This window comes from Streptomyces sp. NPDC003016 (assembly GCF_053591455.1).
In genome coordinates, this window is record NZ_JBSFTV010000006.1 from 74364 (window position 1) to 89236 (window position 14873).

Sequence of the window (14873 nt, forward strand, 5' to 3'; positions counted from 1 at the left end):
GCACGGGGTAGGTGCCGTACGTAGGGCACAACGCACGCCACTCCATATGCCACCACCGTGAACGGAGGGCCGACCATGCCGGGCATCATCAACCGGATCAAGCAGTACGCAAGCAGCCCGCAGGGGCGCCGGACGATCGCACAGGGACGCCGGGCGGCGTCCGACCCCAGGAAGCGCTCCCAGGCCAAGCAGCTGCTGGGACGGCTGCGGGGCGGCCGCAGGCAGTACTGAGGGTCGTAGAGCGGGGGCGCAGGCGCCGGGTCCGGCTACCCGGCGCCTGCGCCCCTGCCTGCGCCCGTGCCTGAGGTGGCCGCCCAGGTGTGCTGATTCCGGAAGCCACCGTGCATGGCCCCTGGCCAGGGGCGCGAGGGGCGCGGTTCTCCTCGGCCAGGGAGGCCAGGGTGAACCGTCACCCGGCTGCCGGCTGCGGCGACTCGCAGCGACCACCGCCACGGCTACGGCTACGGCTACGACCTGAGCCGTTCCTTTCGGATGCGCCGGGCGCGCAGGCGCTCGGCGACGGCGAAGACGCCGAGGTTCTCGCTGCGGATCTCGCGGACCAGCTCGCCGAGCGCGCCGTCGGGCCAGGCCCCCTCGTCTGCCTAGGCTTTGCGGGCGAGCAGGTGGACCTCCTGGAACTGCCGCCGGTCGGTGGGCTGAGGCTCGCGAACCATCCGGGCCACCTCGGCCAAACCTGACGTGCGCAGCTTCGCGGCGAGGTGATCGGGCGACCACCGATACGCCGGCGCGACGGCGTGATCGAAGACCTGCGTCGGACGAGACGGGCCCTCGCTTGCCGAAAAGCCGATCAGAAGGTGGCCGCCAGGTGCCAGCACACGGTGGAACTCCGCCAGGATGACGGGGAGTTCTCGCGGCGGAGTGTGGATGACGGACCAACGGGAGAGTACGCCGCCCAGCACGCCGTCAGCGATGTCCAGCGCGGCCATCGAGCCCACGTCGAACCGCAGGCCCGGATGGGCCTGTCGAGCCAGCTCGATCATCACGGGAGAGGCATCGACGCCGAACGCCGCCAGCCCCAGCCCGTCCAGATAAGCGGTGACATCCCCGGGCCCACACCCCAGGTCCGCGACCCGACCGTCCCCACCCGCACGGACGACCTCGGCGAAGGCACCCAGGATCGCGCGGTCCAGGGGCCTGTCGCGCAGCGCGTCGCGGAACAGTTGCACATACGTGGGGGCAGCGGCGTCGTAGGCCGCGCGGGTGGCGCGGAGGGCATCGTGTTCGACCATGCTCACGACTGTAGTTCCTGCCCGGTCGCGCAATCGGTCCGCTGCCGGATCGGTGACCCGGGCGCGAAGCCGGTGCTGACGGGCCGGGCGAACACACCCGGTCGACGCCCCACGCCCACTTCCGAGACCGAGTCCTGGAGACAGCCTGCTCACCCGACGGGCGACACGTCGACCACCCGGTCAGCGATGCGGGACGAGCCACTGGCCGTCCCGGCGCCTTTCCGGTACCGGACGTCATTGATCGCCCGCAGTTCGTCCACACGACGGCGGACCACCTCCGCCGGAAGCCCCCGGCAGGTCTGGCAGAGCCCGCCCGGCAGCGATACGGAGCCGCCGGGCGTCCCGCACTCCGTGCACGCCATCACCCGGCGCCGCGCCGCCCCCTTCGCGGGCTCGGGCGCGGGCTCGGGCGGCAGCTTCTCGCGCAGTCGGCTGCGGACGATGCCCCCCGGCGAGTGCACCGACTCGGGAAGCCCTGCCGTGAGCGCGCGCACGAGGTGGTCCATGCTCGCCCCACGCGCCAGCCACTGCGCCGCGTCGGCCTCCAGCGCCGCGCATTCGGCGGCGGAAAGCGCCAGGCGGGGGTCGGTCCGGCCGAGCGAGGCAAGGACGTCGTACGCCGCCGAACGGCCGGAAGCCCGGCTCTCCCGCACCGGCTCCACGTCCACCTCTCCCACCACGTCCGCATCCGGTACGTCACCGGCCTCGAACCGCTCCCACCAGGCGTCGTCACGAGCGGCACGCGAGAAGTACGTACGCCACACCCAGCGCGTGCACTCCTCGCCCACCTTCTCCTTGAAGCGCCGCAGGTGACCGACGCGGGACAGCTCGCGCAGCGCGGAGCGCACGGCCTGCTGGCCGTAGAGGGGCTGCTCCTTGGCGAGGGTCTTCACGTCAATCGCGGCACCTTCCGGCAACCGGTCGATGTACGACGCGAGATACGCCTCCCGGGCCGGGAGGTCGGTGAAGTCCCCCTTGCGGCGCGGGGGTTGGCCGGGCGCGCAACGTTTCCCGTACCCCGGACTGGCCTGGGGGTGTGCGGACGGGCGCAGGGCAGGACTAAAATCGTCGGCAGCCAAGAGATCGCTCGTTTCGATCTTGAAGGTCAGACCCCGGCTCGGTGCTGCTAACACCGGTCGGGGTCGTTTGTTGCTGCGAACGCTAGAGGGAAGACACGCCGCGTGGCAAGCCGATCACGAAAAGTCACCTCGCGGGCGCGACGCGGTAGTTGGGAGGGTGGGTGGGCATAGCCCACCACCCATTCCTTGAAAAGGACGCTCGGGTCTCGCCGCCCGAATCTCGAAGCTCAGCCGCGCGTTGCGTACGCGACGAATTGAGCCCAGGAGGGGGCGGGGAGGGTGAGTTCGGGGCCGTCCTTGAGCTTCGAGTCACGGACGTGGACGGTGTCGGGGCAGGTGGCTACCTCTACGCAGTTGCCGCCTTCAGTGCCGCTGTACGTCGACTTCCGCCAGGCCACGGCGACCTCGATGCAGGCGCCACCTTCGCTGTTGCTGTAGCTCGACTTGAACCAGGTCAGTCCGGTGCTCATAGCGCCTCCGTCAACTTCCTCATAAAGCGTGCCGACTCCTCCATACTGAGAGCCTGCCGGAGGATCATGGCATGGCGCTGGGTGACGACCCTGATCTTTTCCGGGTCGGAGTACAGCACGCCGGTCGTCTGCCCCTCTTCGTAGGCGAGACGGCCGTGATCTGGCGTTTCCAGCAGGACAAAAGGACCAAGCAGCCCAGGGTGCGCACCCTTGAACGGCAAGACTTGGATAGCCACATTGCGCCGTTCCCCCAGCTCCAGCAGACGAGTCAGTTGACGCGCGTGCTCTGCCTCAGTACCGACCGGGTAGCGCAGAATTACTTCGCTGAGCACAAAGTTGAAAGACTTGGTCTGCTTGTCCAGCAAGTGCTGGCGCTCCAGCCGCGCCCTAACGCGCACATCGATCGTCTCGTCGTCCAGCGGAGGCAAGTGCTCATTGAATAGGGCTCGCGCCGTCTCTTCCGTCTGCAACAGACCCGGCATGAGCAGCGGCTCGTACCAACTGATGATGGGCGCCTCGGCCTCGTACCGCATGTAGTCCTGTGAGTACGACGGGAACTTTTCCGGTACGAGATACTCCCGCGCCGCGATCAGCAACCCACCCGCCCCGCACAGCCCGTCCGCCACCTGCAACAGATGCAGCGTCGGCTTGCGCCGCCCCGTCTCCATCGACTTCACGTACTCGTAGCTGCAACTGGCCTCCTCGGCCAGCGCCTCCCGCGTCACTCCCGCCCGCTCACGCCACCGCTTGATCTGGTTGCCGCAGTACCGCCACGCCATCGGCGGTTCGGGATTCGCCATGGGTACAACCACCCTCTGTACGCGAGCCGTTACTTCAGCAGGCTATTCCCACCTCTGCACCGTATGAGCCATGAACGACCCCATCGAGTGGCATTTCCGCCGCCACCCCCGCAGCGTCCGCCGTGCCCGCGCCCTCCTCGCCGAGCAGGCGCGGGGGTGGAAGGTGCCCGACGCCGTCGCCGAGACCGCCGTACTCCTCCTCAGCGAGCTCGTGACGAACTCCCTGCGCCATGCGGGCTGCGCGCCCGGCCGGGAGATCCGGGTGCGGTGCGCGGTACGGGACGACGTCCTGCGTGTCGAGGTGTCGGACGCCTGCGTCGTCCTCCCGCATCCGCGCGACGCGGCGCCGGACGACGAGACGGGGCGCGGGCTCGCACTGGTCGCGGCGCTCGCCGGGCGGTGGGGGGCCGCGCCACGGGAGTGCGGGGTCGGCAAGACGGTGTGGTTCGAGGTCAATTGCCTTGAGGCGGCCGACACCGGTGTGTAACGGTGCGCCCATGCCGAACGATCCCCGCGTACCTCTTCTCCCCAAGTCCGTCGGGGAGGCCGTCGTCGCAGAACACACCGCCGGTACCCGTCTGCGCTACCTCTGCTTCTGGGGCCACCGGCCCACTCCCGGCGCCGCCGCCGGGCCCGGCTGCCTCAGCCAGTGGTGGCCCGTCGAGTTCACCGAGGACGGCCGCACCTACCGCTCCGCCGAGCACTACATGATGGCGCACAAGGCGTGGCTCTTCGACGACCCCGGCACCGCCGCCGAGATCCTCGACGCCGAGCACCCCGCCGAGGCGAAGTCCCTGGGGCGTCGGATCGCCGGCTTCGACGAGGTGCTCTGGCGCGAGCACCGGTACGCAATCGTCGTACGCGGCAACATCGCCAAGTTCGGACAGCACGACGACTTGCGCGCGTACCTCCTGGGCACCCGCAACCGCGTCCTGGTCGAAGCCAGCCCGCGGGACCGGATCTGGGGCATCGGCCTGGCGGCCGACGACGAACGCGCCGCGACCCCCACCACCTGGCGCGGGCTGAATCTGCTCGGCTTCGCCCTGATGGACGCGCGCGACGCGCTGGGGAACGCAGGGAACAGCTGAGGGCGCCTCACGGCTTCAGCGGTTCGACGTACCGGTACCGCCCCCTGTCCTTGCTGCCCCGCTCCCCCGGCGGGCCCAGCTCCACCAGGGCCATCGGCCGGTCGGTCAGCTCGCCGGTGTCCGGGTCGAACGCTATTTCGCCGCTGGCGCCGCGCACCCGGAACGAGCCGTTGGTCTGGCCCAGCAGTTCGTGGACCGTCGCCGCGGTGACGTGTTCCGGGCCGTAGCTGTCGACGGCCCGGCGGGCGGCGATGCCGACCGTGTACACCGCGTCGTGCCCGACCATCGCCTGGCCGTTGGCCAGCGCGTCCACGCTGCCGCCGCGCACCTCCAGGTAGTGGCGCTCGAAGTCGGCGTACGGTCCGCGTTCCCGGCCGCCGTAGAGGTCCGCCGCCGCTTCGGGGTGGGTGTACGCCGTGTAGTAGACCTTCAGGCCGCCGGCTTCCCAGCGCCTGCCCAGCTCCGCCAGTTCCTCCTCGCGCTCCTGGGTGCTGGTGTCGAAGTACACGCCCACCGCGCTGGAGCCGGAGAGGACGGTCACGGGGCAGCTGCGCCGGTTCTCCCCGGCGGCCTCGATGAAGCTGCGCAGCTCCCGGCCCCGGCCGGCGAAGTACACCGCGTCCGGCGGCGGGCCCGTACCGCAGATCTTCTCCGCGACCACGCGCAGGGCGTTGCCCTCTCCCTGCGAGGCCGGGCCGGTGCTGAAGGGGACGACTTCCGGGTCCACCTCCAGGCCCTGGCGGTCGGCGGCCGCCTTGAAGCCGTTGTAGAGGGAGGCGTTGTAGATGTCGCCCTCCGTGGTGTTCCTGACCACCTGGACCCGGTAGCCGGATTCCGGGTCCGAGCCCGATCCGGCGTGCTTGTCCTGCTGCCGCTTGAAGTAGCGGACCGCCGCGGACGCCTGGTCCCTGGCGGGGAAGGACACCCGGAAGAACCCCGGCTTCTCGCGGGAGCTCAGCTCGTCGGCGGCGACCGTCGCGCCGACGGTCGGCACCCCCGCTTCCCGCAGCCTCTTCACCGCCTCGGCCGTGTGCGCGTTGCTCTGGCCGATGCCCGCGACCGCCACCAGCCGTTGCTCGTCCTTCAACTCGAGGAGCCGGCCGACCACCTGGTCCGCGTGCGCGTCGTGGCGGCCGGTGTTGGCCAGCAGCAGGCGGATGCGGGGGAGGGTGCCGCGCTCGGCGTTGAGCCGCAGCTGGGCGATGTGCGCGCCCGTGACCGCCTGGCGCGTGCCCTCCGGGCCGCGGTCGTCGGCGCCGCCGGACATCGGCTCCAGGTAGGCGACCGCCACCGACTTCTCGCCGGTCTTCTCGATCCGGCGGTTCTCCGCGCGGATCTTCTCGCTGATGTCCCGCAGGCCGGGGAAGGCGTACGGGTCGTCGGTCATGCCCGTCACGCCGACGCACTCGCCTCCGTCGGCCTTGTCGACGTCGTCGGCGCACTGCCCGGCCTCCTCGGCCAGCCATACGCCCCCGTAGGCCAGCGCCGCCAGCACGACCAGCGCCACGACGGACCACAGGACCCGGTTGAGCGGGGGCCTGGGGGGTGTGACGGTCGGCCGCGTCGGGTTCATCGCCAGGGCTCCTTGTCGTACTGTCCCGCCTTGTCCAGCAGCACGGCCGTCCAGGCGACGTGTTCCGTGTGGGCGGTGGCCAGGGTGTGGAAGCGCGCGTTGATCTCCGCGTAGAGCGAGGCGTACGGATCGCCGAGCGGTTCGCGGTACGGGTCGCCGACCAGGTCGGTGGCGGGGTCGGGCACCGGTTCCGGGCCGAGCCAGCTGGCGGCGAGCAGCCGGGTGATGGTGCGCAGGCGGGGGCCGACGGCGGCGTCGCCGAGGTGGTGCACGAGGGATTCGTACCTGCGCCACGGTGTGATGCCGGCGCCGCCGCCGACGTGGGCGGGCAGCGGGGCCCTGCGCAGCCGGCACAGTTCCCCGCACCACTTCTCGGGCCGCACCTGCTCGAAGATCCCGTCCAGGTACGCCGCCGCCGCGGGCAGGTCGCCGCAGGCCAGCGCGTGGTACGCCGCCTGGCGCGGGTCGTCCCGGCCCAGGGCCTCCGCCCGCAGCGCGGTGTGCACCGCGTCCGGGTCGTCGAGCGCGCCGAGCAGCAGGCGGCGCAGCAGCGGGTGCGGGGTCTCGGGGCGGCCGTCGGCGTGCTCGTCGCCGGTGCCGATGTGCATGGTGCGCAGCCCGTCCCGGCAGAAGGAGCGGAACTCCGTGCGCAGATGGTCCGCGGCTTCGTCCCGTAACGCGCGGGTGGCGAGCGCCTGCGCGAGGTCGGGGGCCGCGGCCGCTCTGATCAGTGCCTGGCGCAAGCCCTCCGGCGGGTCGATCGGCAGGAGTCTGTTCAGCAGCTCGCGCACGACGCCGCCCGACGGTTCGAGGGTCTGCCGCAGCCGCTCCTCCCACGCCACCGTGCGCTCGAATTCGAGGAGCTTGGCGAGGACGCGGGCGGTGCCCTCGGGCTGGCCGCGGGTGAGTTCGTACACCGCCCAGCCGAGCCAGCGCAGTCCCGCGTCGCCCCGGGGCGCGGGCGCCGCCGCCGTCCGCAGTATCTCCTCGGCCTGGCGTTCCACTTCGTTCCTGGTCAGGTCGCGCAGCCGGCCCACCCGCAGTCCGTCGGTGACGCACCGCGGGTCGAAGGCCGTGCCGGCGGCCCATTCGCCGGGGCTGCCGCCGCCCGCGTGCTGCCAGCCGAACGCGACGTCCTGGAGCCGCTCCGGGTAGCTGCCGGCCATGGCGAGGACCACCAGCGGGTCGGGGGCGTCCGGCTGCCGCTCCTCCAGGAGCAGCCGCAGCACCTCGCCGCCGAGCGGGTTGTCGGCGTTGTCCAGCAGCAGCAGGCACCGTACGGCCCAGTGCTTCCTGGCGTAGCACTGCCGCAGATCGCGGAGGAAGACCTCGCAGACGACGCGTTCCGTGCGCCTGCGGTCCTCACCGGCCCCGCCGTTGTAGGCGAGGTTCAGCTCGATCAGGAAGTCCAGGGCCGACGTGATGGCGGTGGCCCGCCGGATGCCCGAGAGCCGCCGGTGGAGGCGGCCGCGCGTCCAGCCCCGCTCGCCCAGCGGCAGCAACTGGAGTGCGGCGGTCACCGCGGACGGCAGGCCCACCATCGAGGCGGCGATCTGCGCCACCTGGTTGACGTCCGCCAGCCACTGGGACGGGGGGCCCGCCAGCGCCTGTGCCATCCGGCGCCGGGCGCCGGCCCGGTTCTCGGGGGTCACCTCGACGGCGAGGGCGGTGCACACCGGCCGGAAGGCGCGGAAGGAGATGCGCGGCACGTGCTTCTTGCGGGGCTCCAGGCCGAACGCCACGGCGCTCAGCACGTCGACGGGCCGCTTCTCCTGCCGTGAGAGTTCGGCGAGGTCGAGCAGGACCACCGGCGTCGTCTCCGCCCACGCGGCGAGGGCCCGCAGCAGGGTGGTCTTGCCGCTGCCCCGCGGGCCGAGCGTCAGGGTGACGGGCTGGTTCCCGGCCGCCGTACGGCTCCGGCCGCCGTCCCCGGGGAGGATCAGCGACTCGACGTACGTCTGCACCGACCGGTCGCGCTCCGACTCCCCTGCCCAGTCCCGCGGCATCAGTCCGCTTCCTCCCGCGTCCGGCGCCACGTCGGTGCGGCGTCACCAGAGGAGGATCAATATCCCTGCGGCGCAAGGGGATTGACAAGGGATTGGCAAAGGACGCATCTCACACCGGTGACCGGTGGCCGGTCACCGGCCTCACACCAGCCGGCGTGCCGTCGCCCAGCGCGTCAGCTCGTGCCGGTTGGAGAGCTGGAGCTTGCGCAGGACCGCGGACACGTGGCTCTCGACCGTCTTGACCGAGATGAAGAGCTGCTTCGCGATCTCCTTGTACGCGTAACCCCGCGCGATCAGCCGCAGCACCTCGCGTTCGCGCTGGGTGAGGCGGTCCAGGTCCTCGTCGACCGGCGGCGCGTCCGTCGACGCGAACGCGTCGAGCACGAAGCCCGCCAGCCGGGGCGAGAACACGGCGTCGCCGTCCTGCACCCGGAAGACCGAGTCGACGAGGTCGGTGCCGGTGATCGTCTTCGTCACGTACCCCCGCGCGCCGCCCCGGATCACGCCGATCACGTCCTCCGCCGCGTCCGACACCGACAGGGCCAGGAACCGCACCGGGTTCTCCGCCGCCTGCATCAGCGGCGCGCAGCGGCGCAGGACCTCGACGCCGCCGCCGCCCGGCAGGTGGACGTCGAGCAGGACCACCTCGGGGCGGGTCGCCGTGATGACCGTGACCGCCTGGTCGACGTCGGCGGCCTCGCCGACCACCTCGACGCCGGTCGCCCCGGTCTGCCCGATCTCCGCCCGCACTCCCGTACGGAACATCCGGTGGTCGTCCACCAGCACCACCCGTACACGCCTGTCCTCCGTCATGCGTCCGCCGCCCTCTCCATCTCAAGCTCGACTTCCGTGCCCCCGTCGGGCGCGGAACGCAGCCTCGCCGTGCCGCCGTTGCGCTGCATCCGCCCGATGATCGACTCCCGTACGCCCATCCGGTCGTCCGGCACCGCGTCCAGGTCGAACCCGGGTCCCCGGTCCCGTACGGACACGAAGACCGTCCGGCCCTCGACCTCCGCGTAGACCTGCACCGCCCCGCCCTCGCCACCGTACTTGGCGGCGTTCACCATCGCCTCGCGCGCGGCCTGCATCTGCGCGGTCAGTCCGTCGTCGAGCGGGCAGTCGCCGACGACCACGACCTCCAGCGGCACGCCGTGCTTGTCCTCGACCTCGGCCGCCGTGCGCTTGACCGCCTCGGCCAGGGTGTCGGGCTCCTGCGACTCGTCCTTGCCGTTGCCCTCCGGCTTGTAGAGCCAGTTGCGCAGTTCCCGCTCCTGGGCGCGGGCGAGGCGCCGCACCTCCCCCGCGTCCTGCGCGTTGCGCTGGATCAGGGTCAGGGTGTGGAGGACCGAGTCGTGGACGTGGGCCGCGACTTCGGCGCGTTCCTGGGCGCGGATGCGCATCAGGCGCTCCTCGGACAGGTCCTGGGTCATCCGGACCAGCCAGGGGCCCGCGAGGAGCGCGATGCCGGCGACGACCGCGAGCGCCGCCGTCAGTACGCTGCCGAGCTGCGCGGCGGATCCCCGTACCACCAGGAACGCGGTCAGGCCCACGCCGACCAGTGCGACCCCCGCCATGCCGCGCGCGAGTTGCAGCATCCGGCGACGGCGGCCGGTCCCCGTCCAGTGGGCGCGGCGCGCGTTGTCGGCCTGGCGCCACACGAGGACGACGCCCAGGCTGATCAGCAGCGCGGGCCAGACGTACCGCCCGGCCTGGCCGCCGACTTCGACGCTGCTGACGAAGGTGCCGGCGCCGACGAGCAGCGCGCAGAGCGCGAAGACCTGGCCCTTGTCGGGCTTGCGGAGCCTGCGGCGCCCGTCGGGCGCGGTCTCGAAGGCCGAGCGCGGCGCGCCCGTGCCTCCGCCCACGCCGCCCACGCCGAGCGGCACCACGAACCAGAAGACGGCGTACAGCAGCGCGCCCATGCCGTCCGCCAGGAAGAGGACGAGGAAGACGATCCGTACCCATACGACCGGCACCCCGAGATGCCCGGCGAGCCCGCGCGCGACGCCTCCGAGCATCCGCCCCTCGGCGCTGCGGTAGAGCTTGCGCGGCTGCGGCTCCTCCGGCTCGGGGGCGTGGGAGCCCGCGGCTCGGCGGGGCGTGGCGACTGGCATGCCCCGATGGTCACACGTGCGGGCGGGGACGGGCATCAGGGTCGGCCCCCTACGTGCCCCTGACCTCCGGGGCGCCAGGGGCGGAAATCAGGGATCGTCCAGGGTCGGCGCGGGTGGAGCGGCGCCGGAACGCCCCGCACCATGGACGTATGACACAGCCGTACGACACCGCCGCTCCCCGGGGAGCCGCCGAGGAGCCGTCGCCGCAGCCCCCGCTGTGCCGCAGCAAGCGGCACAAGCTGGTGGGCGGCGTGTGCGGCGGGCTCGGCCGGCACTTCGACGTCGACCCGGTGATCTTCCGGATCGGCCTCGGCGTCCTGACCGTCACCGGCGGCATCGGCCTGATCTTCTACGGCTTCGCGTGGCTCGTCGTCCCCCTCGACGGCGAGGACGAGAACGAGGCCCGCCGGCTGCTCACGGGCCGGGTCGACGGCGCCACCCTCATCGCCGTGCTCTTCGCCCTCACCGGCTGCGGCCTCTTCCTCTCGATGCTGAACAACGGCTCCGTCCTCGGCTTCGCCGTCATGCTCTCGATCGCCCTCGCCGGCACCGGTTACTGGTCCCGGCGCCGCCGTCTCGCCGATCCCACGGCCGGCCCGCTCGATCCGGTGGCCGCGCAGGTGGCGGCGGTCGCGCCGCCCGAGACGCAGGCGCCGCCCGTGCCCGGCGCGCCCTCCTGGTGGCGGGACCCCATCGTCAAGGACGGCACCACGGGCCCGGTCGCCGCCGGCTATCTGTGGGGGCCCGAGGATACGGCCGAGGACACGGAGCCGGACCGGGGCCGGGACCGGGCCGACACCCCCGGCGGCCCCCCGCGGCAGCGGCGCGACCCGGCGACGCACGGTCCGCGCGGCATCGGCGGCCGGGTGTTCCTGCTGGCCGTGGTGGCGGCCGGGCTCGGCACCGGTCTGACGTGGGACACGCGGCCGCTCGGCACGAGCCTCCAGACCGGCCTGTCCTGTGCGATCGGCGTCTTCGGGCTCGGCATCGCGGTCAGCGCCTTCCGCGGGCGTACGAGCGTCGGCTCGGTCTTCCTCGCCGTGATCACGGCGCTGTTGCTGGCCGGGTCCGCCGCGCTGCCGAAGCAGGTCTCCACGGACTGGACGCGTACGGACTGGACCCCCGCGTCGGTCTCGGCCGTGCGGCCGGGATACGAGCTCGGATCGGGCGTGGGCACGCTCGACCTCAGCGGTGTGCGCGTCCCCGCGGGCTCGTCGGTGGCCACCCGGGCGGAGGTCGGCGCCGGGCTGCTCAAGGTCGTCGTACCGAAGGACGCGACGGTGGAACTCCGCACGGAGCTGGGCGCCGGCGGCCTCCGGCTGCCGGGGCAGACGCGGCAGGGCCTCCACGTCCGGACGGACCACGACCGGCAGCAGACGCTGAAGCCGCCGCAGGACAGCGAGCCCGCCGGGACGCTCGATCTGCGTCTGGAAGTCGGCGTCGGACAGATGGAGGTGACCCGTGCGGCGAAGTGAGGCGCACACGCGGACACCCACGCACACGCGGACAGAGACCGGCCCCCGGCGTCGCCGCCCGTCCCGTTTCCGGCACGAGTTCAAGCCCGGCAAGCTGATCACCGGTCTCGTCCTGCTGGGCACGGCCGTCGCGTACGCGGGTGACGCCGGCGGCCTCTGGCACGTCCCCTCCTACCTGGCGCTCCCGGCACTGTGCCTCGGACTGCTGGTCGCGGGCACGGCGAGCTGGGTGGCCTACAGCGTGCGCCGGCGCGCCGCCAGGGCGGCGTCGACGGAGAAGAACGCGGCGCCCGCGAGCACCAGCGGCAGCCAGGCCACGAGGTAGACCAGGTCGTTCCCGTAGTAGTACGGATCGGTCTGCCAGCTCACGGTCAGCCACAGGCTCAGCGAGATCAGCGCCCCGCCCAGCGCGGCCGGCCGTGCGAGCAGCCCGATCAAGGTGGCGACGCCGACGGCGAGTTCACCGACGGCGATGGTGCGGCCGAAGCCCTCGGGGTTCTTGAGGGCGAGGTCGACGAGGGCGGGGACGGCCGAGCTGTCGCGTACGGCGCGCATCATGTCGCCGATCGACCCGGTGCCGGCCGCCGACATGAACCGGCTGTCCGTCAGCTTGTCGAGCCCGGCGTAGACGAAGGTGACGCCGAGGAAGATCCGCAGGGGCAGCAGCGCGTAGCGGCTCGCCGTGGCCCGCAGGCCGCCGCGCCCGCGCGGCCCGTCGCCCCGCCCCGTGCCGGTCGTGCCGCCGTCGGTCCGATACCCGTGGGTCATGGTCTGGTCCCGCCTCTCCGAAGCGCCCGTGCGGCGCGAGCACGATTCTTCCCGCGCTGCTCGAAGAGGGATACGCGTGCGGTGGTGACCGGGCTCAAACAGCCGCCCGCGGGCACTCTCCCCGCGCCCTGCCGGCCCCCGCTCAGTCCGTGACGTCGATCGTCACCGGCTCGGTCTCCGTGCCCGCCGCCGTCACGACCTGCACCTCGACCCGGCCCGGCTCGACCTCCACCGGCACGGGCACGGTCAGGACCGTGTCCGTCGGATTGGCGAAGCCGCCGGTCACCGGGATCAGCGGCACGTGGACGTGCACCGTTCCGATCCGTACGACCATCCGGGCCAGCCGGTCGGGGGTCCCCGCGCCCGGCGGCACGAAGCCCGCGCCGCGGATCTCGATGTCGTCGCCGGTACGGATGGGCGCGTCCAGATCGCCCGCCTCCCTGGTCCGTACGACCGACAGGACCACCGGGCGCCCGCCCTCCGCGTACTTGCCCGCGAAGTACGTCGCCGCCGAGACCGCCACCAGCAGGGCCAGGCCCCACGGCAGGTCGGGCAGCTGCTCGGGCCGCCGGGCGAGACGTACCGCCGCGAAGACCAGCGCGGCCGCGCTCACCAGGACGTACTGGATGTCGGAGAAGCTGCCGCGGCCCGAGTCGTCGGTGAGCAGGTCGGCGGCGCGGGGCCGGTCGGCCCGTACCTTCTGGAGGCGCCGGGTGAGCACGCGCACGGTCACCACATGGCGTACGAGGACGGCGATCGCGCAGGTCAGCGCGAGGACGGTCAGCATGCCGACACCACGGGCGAGTTCGAGACCGGCGATGAGCGTGTCGCGGCCGGCGTGGTCGGAGGCGCCGGCCAGCTGGATCGCGATCACCAGCACCGAGAAGACGATGAGCAGCACCCAGCTCGCGGCGACGGCGCGCGAGGTCGACAGCCGGTTGTCCTCGCCGATGAGGGGCGCGAGGAGCCCGCCGCGCGTCCGGTGCACGCGCGCCGCGCCGGTCAGCAGCGCGGCGGTGACGAGCGCGGCGAGGAGCCCCGCGGTGCGGGCCGTGGTCCATCCGGCGCCGATGGCGGTGAAGGCCTGTGTGAGGACGAGTACGAGGACCCCGCCCCACACCACGCACAGCGTGCCGAGCCACACCCGCCGCAGCCACGCCTCGCCCGCCTCGCGGCTGCGCTCGGCGACCGCGCGGGCCGACTGGGTCAGCTCGTCCGACACCCACTGGCGCGAGGCGCCGGCGGAGTGCGCGACGGCGGCGGGCAGACCCTGCCCCGCGGCCAGACCGTCCCGCTTGGCGAGGAATTCCGCCACCGCGCGCCGGTGGCCCTCGCGGGCGCCGTGCGGGCAGTCGCCGCACGTACAACCGCCACTGTGCGTGTTCTGCATCGCCTCTTGCACAGCCACGGAAGATGCCGCCCTTTCGAACCAACCCGCTGGAGGGAACTTCCTTCCCCGGTAAGGGAATTGTGCCGTACGCGGGACGGCTCGCGCGCCGCGGCCGACGCCGGCCCGGGCTGGTGGCGTGTGCTCAGTGCGCCCCGGGCCGTCGGTTGATCGCGGTGAGGTCGATCGCGATGACGAAGGGGTACTCCACCGACAGGTTCTCCCTCTGGAGACCGGTCGGCACGTAGGAGCGGGTCGCAGGATCCAGCTCGTAGGTGTAGACAACGGGCAGGCCGTCGCTCTCCTCGACCCGCCAGAAGCACTTGACACCGGCCGCGGCGTACTTGCGGGGCTTGACCTCGCGGTCTCGGTCCTCGGAGTCCGGCGATACGACCTCGACGGCCAGGACGACGTCCTCGGGCCTGAACCAGGTCTGCTCCGGCCCCGTGTTCGCCTTCGTTGAAAACACCAGCACGTCGGGCTCGGGGCGATTCCGCCTGTCCAGCTTGATCGTCATTTCCCGGATGACGTCCAGATGGTCCGGGGCCTGCTCCCAGAGGGCGTTCTCCAGCAGGCGCATCGTCCGCGCGTGAAACGCCGTCTGCGGACTCATGAACACGAGGCTTCCGTCGATCAGCTCGGTGTGCGGCGGGAGGCCCGGGATCCGGTCGAGATCGTCCGCCGTCCAGCCGCCCTCGGGCGGGATCGGCCACAGGTACTTCTGCTCTTCGAGCTCGTACTCAGGTGCGGCGCTCATGGTTGCTCCCATGCGACGGAGTCTCGCGTGCGAAATCAGCGTACCCACCGGGAACGCCGACGCCGCCGCCCAAACGAATGAGCGACGGCGACGGCGTTGACCTCGA

General features: G+C 72.4%; 16 protein-coding genes. 5 read left to right on the forward strand and 11 right to left on the reverse strand.

Features of this window, described 5'->3' with window-relative positions; translation table 11 throughout:
- Window positions 1-75 precede the first annotated feature (75 nt).
- Entirely contained in the window at window positions 76-231 is a 156-nt protein-coding gene (locus ACWDZ4_RS06785; RefSeq protein WP_451507371.1) for a hypothetical protein, read from the forward strand.
- 371 nt (window positions 232-602) lie between these two features.
- On the opposite strand, the gene ACWDZ4_RS06790 is transcribed toward ACWDZ4_RS06785, so the two are convergent.
- From ACWDZ4_RS06790 to ACWDZ4_RS06805, 4 genes are all read right to left on the reverse strand, one after another.
- A complete protein-coding gene (locus tag ACWDZ4_RS06790; protein WP_451507372.1) occupies window positions 603-1250 on the reverse strand; it encodes a class I SAM-dependent methyltransferase in 648 nt (215 codons plus the stop codon).
- Window positions 1251-1399: 149 nt separating this feature from the next.
- A complete protein-coding gene (locus ACWDZ4_RS06795; protein ID WP_451507373.1) occupies window positions 1400-2143 on the reverse strand; it encodes a hypothetical protein in 744 nt (247 codons plus the stop codon).
- 413 nt (window positions 2144-2556) lie between these two features.
- Entirely contained in the window at window positions 2557-2799 is a 243-nt protein-coding gene (locus tag ACWDZ4_RS06800; protein ID WP_451507374.1) for a DUF397 domain-containing protein, read from the reverse strand.
- Window positions 2796-3599 carry a helix-turn-helix domain-containing protein gene (locus tag ACWDZ4_RS06805; protein ID WP_451507375.1) on the reverse strand — a complete coding sequence of 268 codons (804 nt, stop codon included), beginning with the start codon at window positions 3597-3599 and terminating at the stop codon, window positions 2796-2798. The genes ACWDZ4_RS06800 and ACWDZ4_RS06805 overlap by 4 nt, the downstream gene beginning before the upstream one ends.
- A 70-nt stretch (window positions 3600-3669) precedes the next feature.
- On the opposite strand from ACWDZ4_RS06805, the gene ACWDZ4_RS06810 reads away from it, so the two are divergent.
- Window positions 3670-4086 carry an ATP-binding protein gene (locus ACWDZ4_RS06810; RefSeq protein WP_451507376.1) on the forward strand — a complete coding sequence of 139 codons (417 nt, stop codon included), beginning with the start codon at window positions 3670-3672 and terminating at the stop codon, window positions 4084-4086.
- A 10-nt stretch (window positions 4087-4096) separates the two neighbouring features.
- A complete protein-coding gene (locus ACWDZ4_RS06815) occupies window positions 4097-4687 on the forward strand; it encodes an NADAR family protein (RefSeq protein ID WP_451507377.1) in 591 nt (196 codons plus the stop codon).
- A gap of 7 nt (window positions 4688-4694) precedes the next feature.
- Here the strand turns inward: ACWDZ4_RS06815 and ACWDZ4_RS06820 are convergent, their stop codons facing one another.
- From ACWDZ4_RS06820 to ACWDZ4_RS06835, 4 genes are all read right to left on the reverse strand, one after another.
- Window positions 4695-6260, reverse strand: a complete 1566-nt coding sequence (locus tag ACWDZ4_RS06820) for an ABC transporter substrate-binding protein (protein ID WP_451507378.1) — start codon at window positions 6258-6260, stop codon at window positions 4695-4697.
- Window positions 6257-8266, reverse strand: coding sequence for an ATP-binding protein (locus tag ACWDZ4_RS06825; RefSeq protein WP_451507379.1), 2010 nt, complete (start codon window positions 8264-8266; stop codon window positions 6257-6259). Before ACWDZ4_RS06825 ends, ACWDZ4_RS06820 begins: the two co-directional genes overlap by 4 nt.
- A gap of 141 nt (window positions 8267-8407) precedes the next feature.
- Window positions 8408-9079 (reverse strand): LuxR C-terminal-related transcriptional regulator, encoded by a 672-nt coding sequence (locus tag ACWDZ4_RS06830; protein WP_451507380.1) that lies wholly within the window; start codon window positions 9077-9079, stop codon window positions 8408-8410.
- The gene (locus ACWDZ4_RS06835; RefSeq protein ID WP_451507381.1) at window positions 9076-10380 is read right to left on the reverse strand and encodes a PspC domain-containing protein; all 1305 of its coding nucleotides are present in this window, start codon (window positions 10378-10380) and stop codon (window positions 9076-9078) included. Before ACWDZ4_RS06835 ends, ACWDZ4_RS06830 begins: the two co-directional genes overlap by 4 nt.
- Window positions 10381-10529: 149 nt before the next feature.
- Here ACWDZ4_RS06835 and ACWDZ4_RS06840 point away from each other — a divergent pair, with 149 nt between their 5' ends.
- Window positions 10530-11855: a PspC domain-containing protein gene (locus ACWDZ4_RS06840; RefSeq protein WP_451507382.1), complete on the forward strand. Its 1326-nt coding sequence runs from the start codon at window positions 10530-10532 to the stop codon at window positions 11853-11855.
- A complete protein-coding gene (locus tag ACWDZ4_RS06845; protein WP_451507383.1) occupies window positions 11842-12180 on the forward strand; it encodes a hypothetical protein in 339 nt (112 codons plus the stop codon). The genes ACWDZ4_RS06840 and ACWDZ4_RS06845 overlap by 14 nt, the downstream gene beginning before the upstream one ends.
- Here ACWDZ4_RS06845 and ACWDZ4_RS06850 read toward each other — a convergent pair.
- The 3 genes from ACWDZ4_RS06850 to ACWDZ4_RS06860 form a co-directional block, all read right to left on the reverse strand.
- Window positions 12090-12623, reverse strand: a complete 534-nt coding sequence (locus tag ACWDZ4_RS06850; RefSeq protein WP_451507384.1) for a DoxX family protein — start codon at window positions 12621-12623, stop codon at window positions 12090-12092. The genes ACWDZ4_RS06845 and ACWDZ4_RS06850 overlap by 91 nt on opposite strands.
- Window positions 12624-12765: 142 nt before the next feature.
- Window positions 12766-14013, reverse strand: coding sequence for a hypothetical protein (locus ACWDZ4_RS06855; protein WP_451507495.1), 1248 nt, complete (start codon window positions 14011-14013; stop codon window positions 12766-12768).
- Window positions 14014-14155: 142 nt separating this feature from the next.
- Window positions 14156-14767, reverse strand: a complete 612-nt coding sequence (locus ACWDZ4_RS06860) for a Uma2 family endonuclease (protein ID WP_451507385.1) — start codon at window positions 14765-14767, stop codon at window positions 14156-14158.
- Window positions 14768-14873 lie beyond the last annotated feature (106 nt).

Coding starts and splice junctions, on each gene's coding strand:
- ACWDZ4_RS06785 (WP_451507371.1), top strand. CDS start 76: ATGCCGGGCATCATCAACCGGATCAAGCAGTACGCAAGCAGCCCGCAG.
- ACWDZ4_RS06790 (WP_451507372.1), bottom strand. CDS start 1,250: ATGGTCGAACACGATGCCCTCCGCGCCACCCGCGCGGCCTACGACGCC.
- ACWDZ4_RS06800 (WP_451507374.1), bottom strand. CDS start 2,799: ATGAGCACCGGACTGACCTGGTTCAAGTCGAGCTACAGCAACAGCGAA.
- ACWDZ4_RS06805 (WP_451507375.1), bottom strand. CDS start 3,599: ATGGCGAATCCCGAACCGCCGATGGCGTGGCGGTACTGCGGCAACCAG.
- ACWDZ4_RS06810 (WP_451507376.1), top strand. CDS start 3,670: ATGAACGACCCCATCGAGTGGCATTTCCGCCGCCACCCCCGCAGCGTC.
- ACWDZ4_RS06815 (WP_451507377.1), top strand. CDS start 4,097: ATGCCGAACGATCCCCGCGTACCTCTTCTCCCCAAGTCCGTCGGGGAG.
- ACWDZ4_RS06820 (WP_451507378.1), bottom strand. CDS start 6,260: ATGAACCCGACGCGGCCGACCGTCACACCCCCCAGGCCCCCGCTCAAC.
- ACWDZ4_RS06825 (WP_451507379.1), bottom strand. CDS start 8,266: ATGCCGCGGGACTGGGCAGGGGAGTCGGAGCGCGACCGGTCGGTGCAG.
- ACWDZ4_RS06830 (WP_451507380.1), bottom strand. CDS start 9,079: ATGACGGAGGACAGGCGTGTACGGGTGGTGCTGGTGGACGACCACCGG.
- ACWDZ4_RS06835 (WP_451507381.1), bottom strand. CDS start 10,380: ATGCCAGTCGCCACGCCCCGCCGAGCCGCGGGCTCCCACGCCCCCGAG.
- ACWDZ4_RS06840 (WP_451507382.1), top strand. CDS start 10,530: ATGACACAGCCGTACGACACCGCCGCTCCCCGGGGAGCCGCCGAGGAG.
- ACWDZ4_RS06850 (WP_451507384.1), bottom strand. CDS start 12,623: ATGACCCACGGGTATCGGACCGACGGCGGCACGACCGGCACGGGGCGG.
- ACWDZ4_RS06855 (WP_451507495.1), bottom strand. CDS start 14,013: ATGCAGAACACGCACAGTGGCGGTTGTACGTGCGGCGACTGCCCGCAC.
- ACWDZ4_RS06860 (WP_451507385.1), bottom strand. CDS start 14,767: ATGAGCGCCGCACCTGAGTACGAGCTCGAAGAGCAGAAGTACCTGTGG.